We start from the raw sequence: 20,636 nt of genomic DNA, 5'->3' as shown, positions 1-20,636 counted from the left end.
TCCTACTATTTAGAAACCTTTTTATCGGACTTATCTGCAGGTGCTTCTTCTGGCGTATCTGCAGACTTTTTATCATCGGACTTTGTAGTTTCTTCGGCTAACTTCTTCTTTTGTTGTTCTTCTGCCATACGTGACAAAGTATCAATGTTCAAATGTTCATTTGAATCGTTATCCATATCACGTAATTCAATTTCTTTATGATCCATATCAAGAACTCGAATGTCTAATCCAAGAGATTGAAGTTCCTTAACAAGAACACGGAAGGATTCTGGAACACCTGGCTTAGGAATCTTTTCGCCCTTAACAATAGCTTCATATGCCTTAACACGACCAACAACATCATCTGACTTGTAAGTCAAAATTTCTTGAAGAGTGTAAGCTGCACCATAAGCTTCAAGAGCCCAAACTTCCATTTCACCAAAACGCTGTCCACCAAACTGTGCTTTACCACCAAGTGGTTGTTGAGTAACAAGTGAGTAAGGTCCAATTGAACGTGCGTGAATCTTATCATCAACCATGTGAGTAAGCTTCAAGTAGTGCATGATACCTACAGATACACGGTTATGGAATGGTTCACCAGTACGTCCATCATAAATAACTGTCTTACCATCTTTATCAACACCAGCTTGACGTACAGTATCCCATACATCTTCTTCAGAAGCACCATCAAATACAGGAGTGGCAACATGAATACCTAAGTCATTAGCTGCACGACCTAAGTGAAGTTCAAGAAGCTGTCCAATGTTCATACGTGAAGGCACACCCATTGGGTTCAAACAAATATCTACTGGAGTACCATCCGGTAAGTATGGCATATCTTCTTCAGGAGCAACCATCGCAACAGTACCTTTGTTACCGTGACGACCAGACATCTTATCCCCAACTTGAATCTTTCTCTTTTGTGCAATGTAAACACGAACCATAGTATTTACACCTGGAGATAATTCATCACCAGCTTCACGAGTATACTTCTTAACATCTTGAACGATACCGCCACCACCGTGAGGTACGCGAAGTGAAGTATCACGAACTTCACGAGCTTTTTCACCGAAGATTGCATGAAGTAATCTTTCTTCTGCTGAAAGTTCAGTAACACCCTTTGGAGTTACTTTACCTACTAAAATATCACCATCGTGAACTTCAGCACCAATACGTACAATACCTTCTGCATCAAGATCCTTTAATGCATCTTCACCTACATTTGGAAGTTCACGAGTAATTTCTTCAGGTCCAAGTTTAGTATCACGAGCTTCTGATTCAAAGTCTTCAATACTAATTGAAGTATATACATCATCCTTAACAAGACGTTCTGAAAGCATGATGGCATCTTCGTAGTTGTACATGTTCCAAGTCATAAATGCAATAACTGGATTTTGACCAAGAGCCAATTCACCATGATCCATAGTAGGACCATTAGCAATAACATCACTTTCATCAACGTGATCACCTAATTTAACATTTGGTGTTTGGTTGTATGACTTAGAGTTGTTTGAACGACGGTATTTTTCAAGAACATACTTATCTAAAGTACCATCTTCACGTCTAATACGGATTTCATTTGCATCAACGTATTCAACTACACCAGCAGACTTAGCAATAATAGCTGCACCTGAATCGTGAGCAGCACGATATTCCATACCAGTACCAACAAGTGATGAGTGTGGATTAATTAAAGGAGCAGCCTGACGTTGCTGGTTAGCTCCCATCAAAGCACGGTTAGAGTCATCGTTTTCAAGGAATGGAATACATGCAGAAGCTACAGAAACAACTTGCTTAGGAATAACATCCATGTAGTCAATCTTATCTGGACTAACTTCGATGTTATCATCCTTATAACGAGCTAAAACTACATCATCCTTAAATGAACCATCGTCATTCAAACGTGCGTCGGCTCCGGCAACAACATAATTATCTTCAACATCTGCTGTCAAGTAATCGATCTTATCAGTTACTTTATGATCTTTCCAAGATACACGACGGTATGGAGTTTCAATAAAACCATACTTATTAATAATTGCGTATGAAGCCAAGGAGTTGATCAAACCGATGTTAGGACCTTCTGGAGTTTCGATAGGACATAGGCGTCCATAGTGAGTATAGTGAACGTCACGAACTTCATATCCTGCACGGTCACGAGTCAAACCACCAGGCCCTAAAGCTGACATACGACGCTTGTGAGTCAATTCACCAAGTGGGTTGTGTTGGTCCATAAATTGTGAAAGTTGTGAAGAACCAAAGAATTCCTTGATACTTGCAACAATTGGACGAATATTGATCAATTGTTGTGGAGTAACAGTTGATGGATCTTGAATGGACATTCTTTCACGAACAACACGTTCCATTCTTGCTAAACCAATTCTAAATTGGTTTTGAAGTAATTCACCAACACGACGAATTCTACGATTACCTAAGTGATCGATATCATCAGTTGAACCAATACCGTCTTGAAGAACAAAGAAGTAGTTAATTGATGCCAAAACATCAGCTGGTGTTAAATGCTTAACATCATCAGCGATGTGACCATTTGACATTAACTTAACAATACGTTCTGGATCTTTCTTTGAAAAGACCTTAATTTCTTGTACAGTAATTGGATCTGGTAATACACCTTCTTTAGAAGGTTCATAAGTTACCATCTTAAAATCATCGCGGTCTAAGTACTTTTCAAGAGTATCCATTACTTCATGAGTTACAATGGTACCCTTTTTAGCGATGATTTCACCAGTATCAGGATCCGCTAAAGTTTCAGCTAAAGTTTGTCCATATAGACGATTCTTAAGAGAAAGCTTCTTATTAATCTTGTAACGACCAACTGGAGCTAAATCGTAGCGACGTGGGTCAAAGAATCTTGCATACAAAAGTGAACGTGAAGAATCTGTAGTCTTTGGTTCACCTGGACGAAGTCTTTCATAGATATCTTTCAATGATTCAGCAACACGTGAATCTGCAGGATTCTTATGAACATCCTTATCCAAAGTAAATTGCAAACTATCACTTTGGCCAAACATTTCTAAAATGTCACTGTCTGAACCGATACCCATAGCTCTAATAAGAACGCTCAATGGAAGCTTACGAGTACGGTCTACACGAACGTAAGCAATATCCTTAGCATCAGTTTCATATTCAAGCCATGCACCACGGTTAGGAATAACAGTGGTACCAAAAATTTGACGGCCATTTTTATCATAATCGCCTGAGTAATATACACCAGGAGATCTTACTAATTGAGAAACAATAACTCTTTCAGCACCATTAATAATGAAAGAACCAGATTCAGTCATCAAAGGAAGATCGCCAAAAAAGACGTCTTGAGTTTTGATTTCACCAGTTTCTTGGTTAGTTAACTTTAAAGTTACATGCATTGGTGCTGCATAAGTTGCATCATGATCGCGGGCTTCATCGACAGTATACTTAGGTTCTTGAAGCTTATAACCAACATATTCTAATGATAACTTACCTGAGAAGTCACCAATTGGCATAATATCATCAAAAACTTCTTTGATACCTTCATCGAGAAACCACTTATATGATTCGGTTTGTACATCTGTCAAGTTAGGCAATTTAAGAACTTCTTTAATTCTTGAAAAGCTACGTCTTGTACGATGCTTACCGTAATTCACTACGTGTCCATTTAACAAGGAAAAACATCCTTTCTGTTAGAGAAAGCAAAATATTACATTTCTGTTACAAAATCAAAAAGCTGCAAATTTGGGCATAAAAAAGACAAAAACAACGATTGTCGTTTTTGTCATTATCATTTTGCTGGACAATATATCAGCAAAATCCTGAACTTCAGCCTTTTAAATCAGCAACTAATATACCGCATTTTGAGCTTTTTGTCAATATTAAAAACTTTCAATTACTTACTAGTAACTAATTCTTTCTTAGTTTTATTTACGATTTCAAATTTTAATTTTCCGTGGCTGGCTCCAACCTTTAAAGTTGTACCTGCATGAAGCTCACCACTTATCAAAAGAGAAGCGATTTTATCTTCAATATCACTTTGAATTGCACGTCTCAATGGACGAGCACCCATTTCTGGATCATAACCATCTTCGGCAATTTTATCAAGAGCTGCACGTGACAATTTCAGAGTAATCCCACGCTTAGCCAAACGCTCAACAAGCTTATGAGTAAGAAGAGTTACAATTTGACGAAGTTCTTCTTTATTAAGTTCATCAAAAATAATAGTCTCATCTATTCTATTTAAAAATTCTGGACGGAAGAATTGCTTAAGAGCTTGACGAACTTTGTCTTGACGCATCTTGACTTGACTTTCATTATCAGCAGCAAAACCAACCTGATTAGTATCAAAAATACTGCGTGAACCTAAGTTAGAAGTCATAATAATAATCGTATTTCTAAAATCAACTTTGCGTCCTTTTGAATCTGTCAAAAATCCATCATCAAGCACTTGCAAAAGTAAATTAAAGACATCTGGGTGTGCTTTTTCAACTTCATCAAGCAAAACGACTGAATAAGGATGACGACGAACTTGTTCAGAAAGCTGTCCGCCTTCTTCATAACCTACATAACCTGGAGCTGAACCAATTAATTTACTTGAAGCAATTTGGTCCATGTATTCTGACATATCTACTCTAATAAGGTTATCTTCTGAACCAAACATTGCACTAGCTACAGCTTTAGCAAGTTCAGTTTTACCCACGCCAGTTGGTCCTAAGAATAAGAATGAACCAATAGGACGATTTTCATCTTTGATTCCACTACGACTTCTTCTAATTGCACGAGAAACCGCTGAAACTGCCTTTGATTGACCAATCACACGATTATGTAAAGTCTTTTCAAGGTTTGCCAATTGCTTAGTTTCATTACGCTTCATCTGAGTTACAGGTACACCAGTCCAACTTGAAACAACCTTAGCAATATCTTCTGGCCCAACAATTGCGGTACGACTAACTTCTTCTTGAATTTTATCAGTCATATTTTCACGTTGAGCTTGTAAACTATTTTGTCTATCCTGCAATTTAGCGGCTTCAACAAAATTTTGAGTTGCGGCTGCTTCATTTTTTTGATCAATAATTTTTTTGATTTGTTCATTAATTTGATTCAAACCATCATTAGAGCCCAAATTATTATCAATCTTAACTGCTGCACTAGCCTCATCAACTAAGTCAATTGCCTTATCTGGTAAATAACGATTAGCAATGTAACGAGTTGATAAATCAATCGCATCTTTTAAAGCTGCTTCTGAAATTGTTACATGGTGGAATTTTTCATATTTTGGCTTTAACCCTTCCAAAATATGCATTGTATCTTCTTTAGTTGGTTCATCTAAGCGAACTTGTTGGAAACGACGAGCTAAAGCTTGATCTTTTTCAACATATTTTTGATATTCATCATATGTAGTTGCACCAATCATTTGAATATCACCACGTGCTAGAGACGGCTTTAAAATATTAGCAGCATCAATTGATCCTTCTGCACCACCTGCACCAATTAAAGTATGCATTTCATCGACAAAGAGAATAACTTTACCATCTTTAGTGATTTCTTTGACGATTTTTTTAACACGATCTTCAAACTCACCACGATACTTAGTTCCTGCAACTAAACTTCCCAAGTCAAGTGACATTACTCTTTTATTAAGTAAATCATCAGGAACATTTTTATTTACAATTTCGGTAGCAATTGCTTGAGCTACTGCTGTTTTACCAACACCAGGTTCACCAATTAAAACCGGATTATTTTTAGTTCTACGAGATAAAATTTGAATCACACGGTCAATTTCTTTATCTCGACCAATTACTGGATCAATTGCACCTTGCTTTGCACGTTCATTCAAGTTAACTGCAACATTATCAAGATTTGGCGTAGTGCTTTGCTTTTGCTTAGGTTGACTAGAATTAGATTGACTTGAAGATTGCCAGTTAGACATATCAGCAAAGTTTCTAGACTGATTCAAATTATCTTCAATATCTTGGCGCAATCTATCTTTATCAACATTTAAATTCTTCAAAATCATAGATGATAAAACTTGCTCACTAGCAATAAGTCCAAGCAAAATATGGCTTGTTTGAATCTCTGTATAACCACCATCACTAGCTGCTCTTTTAGCAAAGTCCAATGCTAAATTCAATCTTGGAGAAAATTCCATAAAACTATCATTAGCTGCAGAACCATAACCGGTATAACGTTCAATTTCTTCACGAACTGCAGTTGGAGTTAAGTTCCAAGAACGAAGGAGTTTACCTGCATCTCCATCAGACTCAATCACTAATGCCAACAACACATGCTCTGTACCTACTAAACGGTGATGGAAACTTTGAGCTTGTTCACGCGCAATTTCCATTACTTGATTAGCACTTTTACTGTAAGAATTTTCCATCTAAACACCACCCTTAAATAATCGTCAATAATTTTAATTGCTCCATAGATTAATGTAAAACATTTTGCACTAATGGTTAAAAATTATCTCTGCAATTTTTTCTAAATATTTTTGATCAGTTTTATCAAAATTTTCAAATTCAGTTGAATCAAAGTCATATACGCCCCATAGGACTTTATCTTTAAAAATTGGGACCACAATTTCAGAATTAGTTCTACTGTCACAAGCAATATGTCCTGAAAAATCATGGACATTTTTTACAATTTGCGTTTTTTGCACTTGAGCAGTAGTTCCGCAAACTCCTTTTCCAAGTGGAATATGAACACAAGCAGGCTGACCTTGAAATGGTCCCAGAAGCAACTCACCATTTTTTATGCGATAAACTCCCGCAAAATTTACATTTTTAAGCGAATTAAACAAAAGTGCCGAAACATTAGCAGTATTTGCAACCCAATCATCTTCCCCGGTTACTAATGCTTTAGCTTGTTGAGTCAACAACTCATAATTTTCTTTAGTTTCTGCTGCCATAATTACCTCCTTATGTTTTTGCCATCATAACATAAAGCTGTTCTTTATCCAACTTACTAATTTTTTGTAAGTTATATTTTAAAATAAAAATCACTACTATGCAATTTAAAAAAACAAAAAGAGGACAACTCGTCCTCCTTTCATTATCGGGACAACAAGATTTGAACTTGCGACCTCTACGTCCCGAACGTAGCGCTCTACCAAACTGAGCTATATCCCGAATACAAAAAAACTCGCCGGGTGGCGAGCTTTATCTTAGAGCGGAAGACGGGATTCGAACCCGCGACCCCCACCATGGCAAGGTGATGTTCTACCACTGAACTACTTCCGCGTTTCATCAACAAATATTATTATACATGAGTCGAAGTATTATGCAAGTGTTTTTTTAAATTATTTTTTCTCATTACATAATTTACAAGCTCAATTTTATTTCTAACTACAGTTTGCTTCTTAATAACCTTGTATCCCCTTTTTTTAAAAAATGGCTTTGCAGTAATTGAAGCGTGAGTTGTAATTTGTTTTGAAGGTATGCTCTCTAACTTATTACAGAGATTTGAAGCAATTCCTAGACCTTGAAAATCTTTATGAACAAATAAATGATCTAAATATCCACCAGTGCTAATATCACCAAAACCTACAATTTGATTATCCATTTCCGCAACTAAGCAACAATTGTTCATTAAAGATTGATTCCACTTATTTAAGTTTGCTTCTTTGGGTGCCCATGCAAACAATTGCTCTTTATTATAATCTAGAGCATTAATTGTGTGGACTGTATCATAAAACAATTCTATAACTTTTTGGCAATCACTTGATTGGTATTTTCTAATAAGCATTTTCATCCTTAAGCAACAAAAAAGCTCGTCCTACTGACGAGCTCTATCTTAGAGCGGAAGACGGGATTCGAACCCGCGACCCCGACCATGGCAAGGTCGTGTTCTACCACTGAACTACTTCCGCATTTCTCAACAGATATTATTATACATGAATCATGTAGAAATGCAAGAACTTTTTTAAAAAATATTTTTTATTTTTTATGAAAAAGCAGTTCATGAATTTCAAAGAATTCAGAACTGCACCAAACGTCGACGACGGGCTAAGTGACCAACTTTGCCTGATTTTATCTTAAATATTAAAAAGGAACATTCCTCTAATACAAACTACTTGTATTATATCATGAACGCCAATACAAAGATTAAGGTTAATTTCATCCCTAATGCATTGACAATATTTTCCCTAAAAAATTAATCAATAAAACAGTTACAGAAATAAAAAACTAATAATGGTCATCATTCTGTAATAATTTATTTTTTATACCTCTTAATTTTATCTTGATATTTAATTATTAAATCAGAATCATACTTTTTTTCTTCATTGTTTTGTTTTATTTCGTTCCATAGAATCGAAGCCACTTTCATTTTTGAACGAAACTGCTTAGAGTGTATATCACTTAAAAAGTCTCTAACAAAATGATTCCATTCATATGTTTTTTCTTCTGAGTTTTTGATTTGAGTTAAATCTAAATAAGCATCTATTAAATCTTGAATTGTAGCATTAGAGTCATTAAAAGTTTCAACTTCTCTTAATTTTACTGCCATATTTTTTCTAAAATAAAATTTCTCTACATTAAAGTAATGTTGAAAAAATTTTCTAGCTTCATTATTTAGAGCAAAACCTGTATTTAATAATTTTGTGTTTACACTCATTTGATACCATTTTAAAGTACCTTTCTTTTTCTGAGTCCTGAGTGGAGTTATTTTTTTAAGAGGAACTTTATTGAAATACTTTTCAATATATAAAAGCAATTCTGCTTTTGTACCATAAGTTGGCAGACTTTTTTCTCTACAAAATTTTTGCAAATCTTCTTTATACCAATAATTACTTTGCAAATTTTCTTTTGTTATATTAATCATCTTAATTACTACCAGTTCAATCTTAATTTAAAATATTTCTATAGGACAATCACAAATAAAAACAGCAATTAAATCTATATTATTCTCCCAGAATAACTACTTAATAATTTTACCACCAAAAAAGCTCCACACCCATATCTCTCAATATGAATGTAGAGCTCTATTTAATTTAGCCAAAAGCCAAATTACTTATTTTTCTTTTCTAAATCAGCTTGTACTTCTGCATCAATGTCTTCAACCTTTTCAGGACGCATTGTTGGGAAGAGAAGTACATCACGAATGGCTGGAGCGTCAGTTAAGAGCATTACCAAACGGTCAATACCGATTCCAAGTCCACCTGTTGGTGGCATACCGAATTCCATTGCACGAAGATAATCTTCATCAATCATATCAGCTTCATCGTTACCAGCTTCTCTTTCTGCCATTTGTGCTTCAAAACGACCACGTTGGTCATCTGGATCGTTCAATTCACTAAAGGCATTACCATATTCAGTACCCATAATGAAGATTTCGAAACGATCAGTAAATCTTGGATCATCTGCATTCTTCTTAGCAAGTGGAGAAACTTCAACTGGGTGACCATATACAAATGTTGGGTCAACAATTGACTTTTCACCAAATTCTTCAAAGAAGGCATTAATAATGTGACCAACCTTCCAGAATGGTTCAACATGGATTCCATGTTCTTCAGCAACCTTCTTAGCTTCTTCGAGTGTCATTGGCTTCCAGAAGTCTACACCAGTTTGTTCCTTGATAATATCAACCATGTGAACACGGCGGAATGGCTTACCAAGATCAATTTCAGTACCTTGGTAGTTAACCTTACCATCATCAGTTACAACCTTTGCAGCAGCCTTAATGATACCTTCTGCTTCATCCATTACATCATGGAAGTCCCAGTAAGCTGCATAAGTTTCAAGTTCAGTAAATTCAGGGTTGTGACGAGTGTCAACACCTTCATTACGGAATACACGACCAATTTCATAAACTCTTTCCATACCACCAACAATAAGACGCTTTAATGGAAGTTCCAAAGCAATTCTCATGTAAAGGTTAATATCCAAAGCATTGTGGTGAGTAATAAATGGACGAGCTTCAGCACCACCTGGAATATTGTGAAGTACTGGAGTTTCAACTTCTAAGAAGTCACGGTCATTCAAGTACTTACGGATTGCTTGAATAATTTGAGTACGGTGAACAAAACGCATGTAGCTTTCACGATTAGTGATAAGGTCCAAGTAACGTTGACGATAAATTTGTTCAACATCCTTTAAACCGTGGTACTTATCAGGAAGTGGACGAAGTGCCTTTGATAAGAAAGTTACGTGAGTTGCACGAATGGTTAACTCACCAGTATCAGTCTTCATAACTTCACCATCAATTCCTAAGAAGTCACCAATATCTGACTTCTTAAAAATCTTGTAGTTATCTTCGCCAACAATATCCTTACGTACGTAGATTTGAATCTTACCAGTACGGTCATAAAGATCAGCAAAACCAACCTTACCCTTACCACGCTTTGCAAGCATACGACCTGCAATCTTGGTCATAGGCATATCAGCATTTAATTCATCTTTATCTTCGTTACTGTACTTTTCATCTAAAGTGCGAGCTAAGTCTTGACGATCAAACTTTCTTACGCCAAAAGGTTCAATTCCATTTTCACGCATTTCGTCCATCTTAGTACGACGAGCGATTAATTGGTCATTCATTTCTTTTTTTGCCAATTGATTATTCCTCCATCTTTTACTTGTCCATTGCTTCACGTCTTGAAAGTTTTTCAGCTTGACGTTTTTCATATTCATCTACAAAATTATCAAGCAAATCATACACTTCTTGACGTGTCCAGACTTCATTTATTTTAGCACGAGTACGAGCTGAACGGGGAATTCCCTTTAAATAATATGCAGCTTGCTGGCGAAATTCCGGAACAGCAATCTTTTCACCCTTTAATTTTACCAGACCATCAAGCTGATGTTCAGCAGTTTCTACACGTTCACGTACAGTTTGAGGTCTTAATTTTTCTCCGGTTTCAAGATAATGAGTCATATCTTTCAAAATCCAAGGATTACCAAGTGCTGCTCTACCTACCATTACAGCAGTAGAACCAATTTCGTCTAGTGCCTTTTTGGCAAGTTCTGGAGTAGTTATGTCACCATTTGCTACAAATGGGACATCAAGCACTTGAGCAACATCATGTAGTGTCTCCCAATCAGCTTCACCTTGATACATTTGCTTACGAGTTCTACCATGCATTGCAATCATTGAAGCACCAGCTTCTTGAGCAGCTAAGGCATTTTCTACTGCAAAAATATGCTTTCTATCCCAGCCAATTCTCATCTTAACAGTAACTGGCTTTTCTACATTTTGGACAACTGCATGTACCATTTGATAAATTTTATTTGAATCAAGCAGCCACTTGCTTCCAGCATCGGTTTTCGTAACTTTTGGAACTGGACATCCCATATTAATGTCAATAATATCGGCATCAGTATTTTGATCAACATAACGAGCTGCCTCTAACAACGTTTCTTCAGTTCCACCAAAAATCTGAATACTTACCGGGTGCTCACGCGGATCCACTTCCATCATTCTAAGTGTTTTTTTATTTCTATAAATGATTCCATGATCAGAAATCATCTCACATACTACCAATCCTGCACCGAATTCCTTGCAGACCAATCTAAACGCAGAGTTAGAAACTCCAGCCATTGGTGCAACAACAACTCGATTAGGAATGGTGATATCGCGAATTTTCCAGCTATTATCCACCAAATCATCCTTTCAAATATCTCTATAATAACAAAAAAGCCCGTCATGGCAAACCATAAGGGACTTTTAAGAGAAAAATTAATCTTTTTGATTATCTTTCTTTGTCAAAATTTCTTTTAATTCATCTTCACTGTAATGGTATTTATCCCCACAGAAATTGCAAGTTAATTCTGCACCATGATCTTTATTAATCATGTCATTAAGTTGGGAAGTTTTCAAAGTAGCCAAAATTTCAGCATATTTTTCCTTTGAACAATCACAAGCATAATGAACATCCTGTTTTTCAAGAATCTTACAATCAGTTCCTAAAATTTTACGTGCTAAATCTTCTGGTGTCATCCCATCTAAAAACGCACTAGAAAGTTGTGGAAGAGCATTAATTCTTTTAACAGTTCTATCAATCAACTCATCACTAGCTCCAGGAAGAGCTTGAAGCATGAAGCCACCAGCTGCACCAATTGTATTATTAGGATTGACAAAAACAGAAAGCCCCACTGCCGATGGAATTTGTTCAGATTTAGTTAGATAGTAAGTAAAGTCTTCAGCGATTTCACCAGAGACAATTGGAACTTGACCCGTGTATGGTTCCTTTAGTCCTAAATCTTTAGTAACTTCAAACCAACCTTGTCCAACTGCTTTTTTAACATTAATATGACCATCACTTTTTGCAGGAAGAGCAATGTGAGGATTTTGAACATAGCCTTTTGCTGTATAGTCTGCTTTAGCAGTTACAATAGTTGCACCAACTGGTCCATTACCTAAAAGACGAACTGTTAATTCTTCTTCCCCAGTTAAACCAGCAGCAGCTAATAAAAGTCCTCCAATTAAGGTTCTGCCCAAAACAGCAGAAGAAGCAGACCATGTATCATGACGCTTTTGAGTTTCTGCTACCATGTCTTTAGCATTCACCGTTAATAGTCTTAAGTTTTTTGTTTTATCAATTGCTTTTACTAAATAATCGTTCATAAATTTCTCCTATAACTAAAAAATAGAGCCTACTTGGCCCTATTTGTTTAGTTGTTATCATCAGACTTAGAATCATCCTGTACGGGCTTATCTACTTTATTTTCTGAATCTTCAGACTTAGCTATTTCTTTTTCTGATGGAGTATTTAACTCTTTTTTAGATTCTTCATCAGTACTTTCTGAATCGTCTTTTTGCTCAGCCTTCAAAACTTCTCTTTTTTCAGCAGCAGCCTTTGCTTCTTCATATGTTGAAGCTTTGCTTTCACTAGGATATTCATCTTCATCTTTTTCTGGCATTTTACCAGTCTTAAATAAAGACATAATCTGCTTTTCGTTTAAAGTTTCATACTTAAGAAGTGCTTCCGCAATAATACGGTGCTTATCACGATTGCTTTCAACTATTTCAAGAGCTTTAGCATGAGCTTTATCTAAAATTTGCTTTACAGCTTCATCAATTTTAGCAGCAGTTGCTTCACTATAAGGCTTCATACCATAAGGATTAGATTCGCCTTCTTTTTCCAGCTCAACCATACCTAATGACTCAGTCATACCATAGTTTACAACCATGCTATGAGCAATTTGAGTTGCTTGTTCAAAGTCATTGGAAGCTCCCGTTGATTTGTCACCAATAGTTGCTTCTTCACCAGCACGACCACCCATTAAACCAACAATTTGTTCAAACAATTGGTTCTTAGTAAGGATGAATTGGTCATCTTTTGGAAGCATAATATTGTATCCACCAGCACGACCACGTGGAACGATAGTAACTTTACGTACAGTACGTGAATCACTTAATACTAAACCACAAATAGAGTGACCCGCTTCGTGGAAAGCAACACGACGACGTTCCTTTTCAGAAATCAAACGGTCTTTCTTAGCAGGACCAGCAATTACACGATCTTCAGCTTCATCAATATCAGATGCAGTAATTTCTGTACCATTTCTACGAGCAGCTACTAATGCCGCTTCATTCAAAACATTGGCAAGATCTGCACCTACAAAGCCTGGAGTTTGACGAGCAACTTCCTTTAAATCAACATCAGGAGCTAAAGGCTTATTACGTGCGTGAACTTTTAAGATAGCTTCACGACCGCGAACATCAGGACGACCTACTAAGACTTTACGGTCAAAACGACCTGGACGCATCAAAGCAGGGTCTAAAACATCAGAACGGTTAGTTGCGGCAATGACGATAACACCTTCATCACCTTCAAAACCATCCATTTCAACCAACAATTGGTTTAAAGTTTGTTCACGTTCATCATTTCCGCCGCCCATACCATTACCACGTCTACGACCAATGGCATCAATTTCATCAATAAAGATGATACTTGGAGCATTCTTCTTAGCATTGGAGAACAAGTCACGTACACGACTTGCACCAACACCGACGAACATTTCAACAAAGTCTGAACCTGAAATTGAATAAAATGGCACATTTGCTTCACCAGCTACGGCTCTTGCTAAAAGTGTCTTACCAGTACCAGGAGGACCCTCAAGCAATACCCCAGATGGAATTCTAGCACCTAACTTAGTATATTTTGCAGGATTTTTCAAAAATTCTACAACTTCAACTAATTCTTGTTTTTCTTCTTCTTCACCGGCTACGTCAGAGAAACGAACCTTATTCTTAGAAGGATCTTCTGGCTTAACGTGTGAACGACCAAAGTTCATAATTCCGCCGTTTCCACGTCCAGCACCACTTTGATTCATCATCATCCATAACATGACAATAAATAAAATAGTTGGCACAATCATAACAATTGTTGAAATCCAATTACCAGATTGTGATTCTCCTTGTGTAGTCATCCGAGCATTATTTTGTTGTGCCAAAGTTTGCACAGTACTTACACTAGAGTCATTTTGAAGCATCGTTGTTGAAAAACGCGTAACATCTTTGCTAGAACTTCCATTAAAGAAATCAAAGCTGTTACTTTGTTGACTCTTAGTCTTCTGTGCTTTCTTATAGCTACCTGAAACAGTATAAACTCCATTTGCAGGTTGAACACTAAAGTTTTTAACTTTGCCTTGGCGTAAATCTTTCACAAATTCAGAGTAGCTGATGTTTTCGCTACCTCCACTATTGTTATTTCCGCCGAGTGCCCAGTTGATTCCCCATAGGAGCAGAAGGAACACAACTATGTAGAACAGGCCATTTGATAATAGCCGATTCCGGTTATTCTTCATAAAAAACCTCCGCAAAGTTTCTAAATATATACGATTAAAAGTTTAACACAAAAAGTGCTTTTGCTCTAATTTTTTAGAGGAACTTATGCTTTTTTTAATTGATACAGATAATAATGGGACAGTTTAGCAGATTTTTCCTGACTTTGATAAGTTTTCTCTACAAAAATTGGTTCTTCATCTTGATAAATAGTTAAACAAAGTGACCTTAACGAATTAGGAATTGCTGCTTGAGCAAACTTCTTTTTACTTTTTACATGTTGACCATTTTGAAGGCGCAATTTTGCTCCTTTAGTCAAACTTCCTGCAGTAAAATTAGCTCGTCGTGCCCAAAAATCATCAACTAAAGTATAAGCGTTTTTCTTAGTTGTTGTTAACAAAAACAGCTCGTTGCGAAAAATAAATTTTTTATCTATTTCTACTTTTTGACTTGGAAATACTAAATTTTTAATTTTATTAGAAAAAAGATAATAATAACCTTGATACAGTTCTATTTCATAATTACCTAAATTTTCATTAACACGACGGTGATATTTTTTCCATATTACTTCTTGCCAAAACTTTGTTTTTTCTGCAACTGATAATTCTTCAATATCTGAAACTTTTACTCGATAAGCAACATCCAGAAAAGAATGAACTGAAATCCCAGCAAATCTTTCTGCAGCCAAGTTTGATAAAGATCTCATTTGATGACTAAACCGAACTGCATTTTCCACCAAATTATTATTTTCTTGTTTAAGCAAAGGAACTACATGATGTCGAAGCCTATTACGCAAGACCGCATCTTCATTATTGGTAGAGTCAACTATATAATCTATTTTCAATTTTTGATCATATGCAATCAATTCCTGCTTTTCAAAATTAAATAAAGGCCTTAATAAAGTTACTCCATTCATTTTTCCAATTTCTTGAAGACTGTTCATCTCACTGGGGTTTCCAGAACGAATAAATTTAAGCAAAATATTCTCAATTAAATCATCCCCATGATGAGCCGTAAGTAAATATGACGCTCGATTATTCTTTGCTACTTCTGTTAAAAATTTATATCGGGCATTTCTTGCAGCCGCTTCTGAACCAGCACCCATTACAGGAGTTTCCCATTTTTTTATTACCAGTTCAATATTTTCTCTTTGGCAAAACTCTTCTAATAAAATACTTTCATTTTCTGAATCACTTCGCAATTGATGATCAAAATGAGCCGCAATTAGTCGTATCTGATATTTAAGACGCAATTCGGCAAGCATTTTTAAAAGTGCCATTGAATCTGGCCCCGCACTTGCAGCTACTACTAAAGTTTGTTTATTGAGTTTAATGTGATTATTTTTAAAAAATTGTTCTATCTTCATTTCTCTAAGAAAAAAGATGACCAAATAGTCATCTCTTAATATTTTTCAAGTTCTGATTTTAAATGTTTAATTTCTTTACTGGCATCTTCGGCAGTCTTATTCATTACTTTTTCAAAATCTTGAATTTTAGTTTTTGAAAATTGATTACTAGGATCTATCAAATTTAAATCATTGACGCGACTTAGTGATAAACTTAATTTTCCTTTGTAAGTATGAATCACTACTACTCGAATTTCATCACCAATTTTATGCTGCATTTTTTCACGTGGCCAATTATTTTCAAAATCACTATGGTGAATTAATCCGCTACGTCTTCCAGGTAAAGTTAAGAATATCCCAAGATCAGTAATATTATTAATAATGCCAGTCACACGTTGTCCTACTTGATATTTCATTTACTATTTTGTCCTTCAGGTACATTGTAAATTTTTTCATTTGGTTTTGAATACATAAACTTATAACGAACCATCTTTGCAACATAATCCGGATCCTGCAAATCATCCCTCTTAGTTTTAAGCTGCTTATGTTCTAACTTAATTTTATCAAGAGACTTTCTAGAAATTCGTACTTCACTATCAATTCTTTGCTTTTGAGCAATTTTAATTGAAATTTGTACACCCAAAAATACAAAAATAATTGCAAAGATTGCAATTAATCTATTTCTTCTTAAACGATGGACTTCTTTTTGCCGTTTTTCTTGTTTTCGTCTTAATCGGGCATCTCGCTCTTCAGGACTTATTGAATTATAAATTCGTGGACCGTTATTCATTTTCTATATCCCCTATTTTTTGCTGTAATAACAACCCTCATTATACCAGCATCAAATAGCATAGTCATTAATCAATTAATTCATATAAATCACTAGCTTCAGCCTTTTTAGTTGTTTCCCGAATATTAAGAACCTTTGCTTTAACTATTCTTTGACCATATGTTATTTCAATTACGTCACCTAACTTGACATCATAACTTGATTTGACAATACGGTCATTAACCTTAATACGACCTTTTTCAGTCATTTCCTTAGCTACTGTTCTTCTCTTAACCAAACGTGATACTTTTAAAAACTTATCAATTCTCATCTTTTTTCTCCTATCTGTTGATAATATCGCTAGCTGCTTTTAAGAAAGTTGTCAATTCATTAACCAACATTCGATTATTCATTTTATCTGACTCTTCCAATAAAACAACTAAATTCTTTTTAGGTGTCAAACTAATTCTTGCCTTCATATTCACATGCTCAAGGGATTTAAAGATATTTGGTCCCTCTAATTCACGTGATGCTTCTTGATCAAACTCCACTTTAATCTTCTTATCAAGCTTTACCACCGTTAAAGCTTGTGCCATATCTGCTTCAACTTTCAAATTAGCTACTGCAAGTAGATTTTCTACTGGAAGTGGATAATCTCCAAAACGGTCAATTAACTCATCTTGAATATTATCAAGTTCACTCTCACTTGTAGCCTCTTTGATTTTTTTATAAAACTCAATTTTCTCTTCTTGATCCTGAATATATGTATCGGGAATATAAGATTCAAAACCAAGGTCAATTTCTGCATTAGTCTTCTTAACTATCGCTTTGCCTTTGCGTGTTTTAATTGCATCGCTAAGCATTTGTGAATATAAATCATATCCAACACTATCAATGAAGCCGTGTTGCTGAGCTCCAAGCATATTGCCAGCTCCACGAATTGATAAATCTCGCATTGCAATTTTAAAGCCTGACCCAAGTTCCGTAAAGTCGCGAATAGCGTCAAGACGCTTTTCTCCAACTTCAGTTAAAACCTTATTTGGTTGATATAAGAAGTAGGCATATGCCAAACGGGCACTTCGTCCAATTCGACCTCGTAATTGATAAAGCTGACTTAATCCATACTTATCAGCATCTTCAATAATCATCGTGTTAACATTCGGCATATCAATTCCTGTTTCAATAATTGTTGTTGTTACCAAAATATCAAACTCACGATTTAAAAAACGATACAGAATATCTTCAAGCTGATTTTGACTCATGCGTCCGTGAGCACTTGCGATTCTAGCATTTGGTAAAAGTGCTTGCAAGTTATGCACGACTTCATCAATATCACCAATTCTATTATGTAAATAAAAAACTTGGCCATCTCTTTGCATTTCACGCAAACATGCATCCCTTACTACACTAGGAATTTGCTCCATTACATAAGTCTGAATTGGATAACGATTCTGTGGAGGTGTTTCCATAACTGATAAGTCACGTACACCAACCATTGACATATGAAGTGTCCGCGGAATCGGAGTAGCGGTTAAAGTTAAAACATCAATATTTGCTTTTAATTGCTTTAGTCTTTCCTTATGCTTAACACCAAAGCGCTGTTCTTCATCAACTATCAAAAGACCTAAATCTTTAAACTCCACATCTTTTGACAAAATTCGGTGAGTTCCAACGACAATATCAATTTTGCCTTCTTTTAATTCTTCAATTATCCGTTTAGACTCAGCAGGCGTTTGAAAACGAGACAACATTGCAATATTTACTGGAAAATCTTTGAAACGGTCTTGCATATTTTCAAAATGCTGCTGGGCAAGAATTGTTGTTGGCACTAAAAAAGCTACTTGCTTATTATCTTGAACGGCTTTAAAAGCAGCCCTCATTGCCACTTCAGTCTTACCAAAACCAACATCTCCTACAACCAAGCGATCCATTGGCTTAGATTTTTCCATATCTTCTTTGATTTCCTTACTTGAGCGAAGTTGGTCAGGAGTTTCAACATATGGAAAAGCTTCTTCAAACTTCTGTTGCAAATCGTCATCAGGTGAAAATGCAAAGCCTTTTTCTGATTCACGTTTTGCATATAAATCAATCAAGTCATCAGCAATATCTTCTACCTTAGATTGAACTTTACGCTTAGTCTTAGCCCATTCACTACCACCAAGTTTATTAATATGCGGAGTTTTACCTTCAGAAGCCACATATTTTTGCACTAAGCTTAATTGATCAGCTGGTACAAATAATTGGTCACCTTTTTGATAAGTAATAGTGATATAGTCACGCTTTACACCATTATTTTCTAAAGTTTGAATCCCTTCAAAACGACCAATCCCATGATTAATATGAACTACATAGTCGCCCGGTTTTAATTCTGTATAATTACGTAATCTCTGAGCATTTTCAAGAGTTTTTATTCGACGTTTAGGCTTATTTTGCTTGTTAAATAATTCTCTTTCAGTTAAATAAATAAAGTTGGATTTTGGCAAATTAAAACCTTGACTAAAACCATCGACAGTAATTTGGGTTCTTTTTTCAAGTAAATCTTTTTTATCTACGACAGGAATCGTTAAGCCAAAATCTTCAAAATTTTCCTGCATTTGCTTAGCTCTTTTTTCATTATCAGCTTGCAAAACAACAGTTAAGCCTGATTTTTGATAAGATTCAATTTCTGTTTTAATCATTGGCATTTGGCTAAAGAATTGTTCAGGTTCTCTAGTTGCCCAATTAAATATTTGTCCTAAACGAATTCGTCCTAAACTTCTTTGAAATAATGAAAAATAAATCCGATGATGTTGGTCTTTTTTTAGGACATTTTTAAAGTTTGCTCGCAATTCCTGTCCCGGTAAAAAAGCTCCAGTTTTTAATTCATCATCAATAAAACTAGCGTTTTGCTCATCAACTGTTTTTACATTTTGTTCAATTAATGGCCAATCATTGAGCAGAATTTCACCATTTTTAGGTAAATATTCTAATAAGTTACTTGGTTTTTCAATTAAAAAGTCAACCAAAAAAGAATAATTACTTGGCAAGCCTCCTGCATTTAACTCATCTAAACTTTGGGTAAAATGATCTTTAACGCTTTTTTCTGAAGCTGGTGCATTAGCCATTTGCTCTTGAATTTTTGCAGAGGCTTTTTTTATTGCTTCTGTTGAAAAAACACGGTCTTGAGCAGCAGCTACTGTTACTTCATCAATCTCTTTTTTACTACGTTGAGTTGCTAAATCAAATTCTTTGATGGTATCAATTTCATCACCAAAGAATTCAATTCTAATTGGATTTTCTTGATCTAATGGATAAATATCCAAAATATCTCCACGAATTGCAAATTCTCCCGGTCTAGCAATCATGGCTTCTTTTTTATAGCCTGATTCTACTAGCCAAGAATTCAATTCTTTTAAGTTGTACTCCATTTCAGGAGCAAACTTCTTCTTAGCATTTTGAAATTCAACTGGATTTGATAACTTATATTGAAGTCCTTGAGGAGTCGTTACTACAATTCCCTTACCCGCTAAAAGCAAGTTAAGCGCAGAAATTCGGCTCGCCATTTCATCTGGAGACTGCACTGCCGACTGTGTAGCAATTGTTGCATCAACTGGAAAAATTTCAACCATTCCACTTGGCATAATTGCACTCAATTTAGCAAAAGTACTTTGAGCCTTATTTTCATTTTCTTCAATTACTAATAAAGACCCCTTAATACCATCTTGTATTTCTTTTAAAAGTAGACTAAAAGCACCGGCGCTTGCGCCAGTGACCATTGAGTTCTTTACTTTTTTAGTTTTTTGAATAAAATCTGTTAATTCTTGATCTTGTTTTAAAAAATCTGTTACCTGCATT

The 20,636-nt window shown here is 35.5% G+C and carries 14 protein-coding genes and 3 tRNA genes; all 17 read right to left on the bottom strand.

Going from position 1 to position 20,636, the window contains the following annotated elements; genetic code table 11:
- Positions 1 to 5 precede the first annotated feature (5 nt).
- The 17 genes from rpoB to mfd all read right to left on the bottom strand — a co-directional run bounded on the left by rpoB (position 6) and on the right by mfd (position 20,635).
- On the bottom strand, positions 6 to 3,638 hold the full coding sequence (rpoB, locus tag ACTHPI_RS08020) for a DNA-directed RNA polymerase subunit beta (RefSeq protein WP_445353638.1): 3,633 nt from the start codon (positions 3,636 to 3,638) through the stop codon (positions 6 to 8).
- A 221-nt stretch (positions 3,639 to 3,859) separates the two neighbouring features.
- Complete coding sequence (locus ACTHPI_RS08015) at positions 3,860 to 6,346, bottom strand: ATP-dependent Clp protease ATP-binding subunit (RefSeq protein ID WP_445353637.1); 2,487 nt, start codon at positions 6,344 to 6,346, stop codon at positions 3,860 to 3,862.
- A 69-nt stretch (positions 6,347 to 6,415) separates the two neighbouring features.
- Complete coding sequence (locus ACTHPI_RS08010; RefSeq protein ID WP_445353636.1) at positions 6,416 to 6,874, bottom strand: GAF domain-containing protein; 459 nt, start codon at positions 6,872 to 6,874, stop codon at positions 6,416 to 6,418.
- Between the two features lie 146 nt (positions 6,875 to 7,020).
- Positions 7,021 to 7,094, bottom strand: a tRNA-Pro gene (locus ACTHPI_RS08005).
- A gap of 39 nt (positions 7,095 to 7,133) precedes the next feature.
- Positions 7,134 to 7,205: transfer RNA gene (locus tag ACTHPI_RS08000), tRNA-Gly, on the bottom strand.
- A gap of 19 nt (positions 7,206 to 7,224) precedes the next feature.
- Complete coding sequence (locus ACTHPI_RS07995) at positions 7,225 to 7,710, bottom strand: GNAT family N-acetyltransferase (protein ID WP_445353635.1); 486 nt, start codon at positions 7,708 to 7,710, stop codon at positions 7,225 to 7,227.
- Positions 7,711 to 7,762: 52 nt separating this feature from the next.
- Positions 7,763 to 7,834 (bottom strand) — tRNA-Gly (locus tag ACTHPI_RS07990).
- A 344-nt stretch (positions 7,835 to 8,178) separates the two neighbouring features.
- The gene (locus ACTHPI_RS07985) at positions 8,179 to 8,787 is read right to left on the bottom strand and encodes an SAP domain-containing protein (RefSeq protein WP_445353634.1); all 609 of its coding nucleotides are present in this window, start codon (positions 8,785 to 8,787) and stop codon (positions 8,179 to 8,181) included.
- A 185-nt stretch (positions 8,788 to 8,972) separates the two neighbouring features.
- A complete protein-coding gene (gene lysS, locus ACTHPI_RS07980; RefSeq protein WP_445353633.1) occupies positions 8,973 to 10,514 on the bottom strand; it encodes a lysine--tRNA ligase in 1,542 nt (513 codons plus the stop codon).
- 19 nt (positions 10,515 to 10,533) lie between these two features.
- Positions 10,534 to 11,559, bottom strand: a complete 1,026-nt coding sequence (gene dusB, locus ACTHPI_RS07975) for a tRNA dihydrouridine synthase DusB (protein ID WP_445353632.1) — start codon at positions 11,557 to 11,559, stop codon at positions 10,534 to 10,536.
- 78 nt (positions 11,560 to 11,637) lie between these two features.
- Positions 11,638 to 12,525: an Hsp33 family molecular chaperone HslO gene (gene hslO / locus ACTHPI_RS07970; RefSeq protein ID WP_445353631.1), complete on the bottom strand. Its 888-nt coding sequence runs from the start codon at positions 12,523 to 12,525 to the stop codon at positions 11,638 to 11,640.
- Between the two features lie 47 nt (positions 12,526 to 12,572).
- Positions 12,573 to 14,711 (bottom strand): ATP-dependent zinc metalloprotease FtsH, encoded by a 2,139-nt coding sequence (gene ftsH / locus ACTHPI_RS07965; protein ID WP_445353630.1) that lies wholly within the window; start codon positions 14,709 to 14,711, stop codon positions 12,573 to 12,575.
- Positions 14,712 to 14,794: 83 nt separating this feature from the next.
- A complete protein-coding gene (gene tilS, locus ACTHPI_RS07960) occupies positions 14,795 to 16,054 on the bottom strand; it encodes a tRNA lysidine(34) synthetase TilS (RefSeq protein ID WP_445353629.1) in 1,260 nt (419 codons plus the stop codon).
- Positions 16,055 to 16,089: 35 nt separating this feature from the next.
- Positions 16,090 to 16,449, bottom strand: a complete 360-nt coding sequence (locus ACTHPI_RS07955; RefSeq protein WP_445353628.1) for a S1 RNA-binding domain-containing protein — start codon at positions 16,447 to 16,449, stop codon at positions 16,090 to 16,092.
- Positions 16,446 to 16,823, bottom strand: a complete 378-nt coding sequence (locus ACTHPI_RS07950; protein WP_445353627.1) for an FtsB family cell division protein — start codon at positions 16,821 to 16,823, stop codon at positions 16,446 to 16,448. The genes ACTHPI_RS07955 and ACTHPI_RS07950 overlap by 4 nt, the downstream gene beginning before the upstream one ends.
- Positions 16,824 to 16,890: 67 nt before the next feature.
- Positions 16,891 to 17,133 carry an RNA-binding S4 domain-containing protein gene (locus tag ACTHPI_RS07945; protein ID WP_144354772.1) on the bottom strand — a complete coding sequence of 81 codons (243 nt, stop codon included), beginning with the start codon at positions 17,131 to 17,133 and terminating at the stop codon, positions 16,891 to 16,893.
- A 10-nt stretch (positions 17,134 to 17,143) separates the two neighbouring features.
- Complete coding sequence (mfd, locus tag ACTHPI_RS07940; RefSeq protein WP_445353626.1) at positions 17,144 to 20,635, bottom strand: transcription-repair coupling factor; 3,492 nt, start codon at positions 20,633 to 20,635, stop codon at positions 17,144 to 17,146.
- Between the last annotated feature and the right edge of the window lies 1 nt (position 20,636).

The organism is Lactobacillus sp. PSON, from assembly GCF_052615405.1.
Note: the sequence above shows the minus strand (reverse complement) of the source record. Positions and strands in the feature narration are given on the sequence as shown.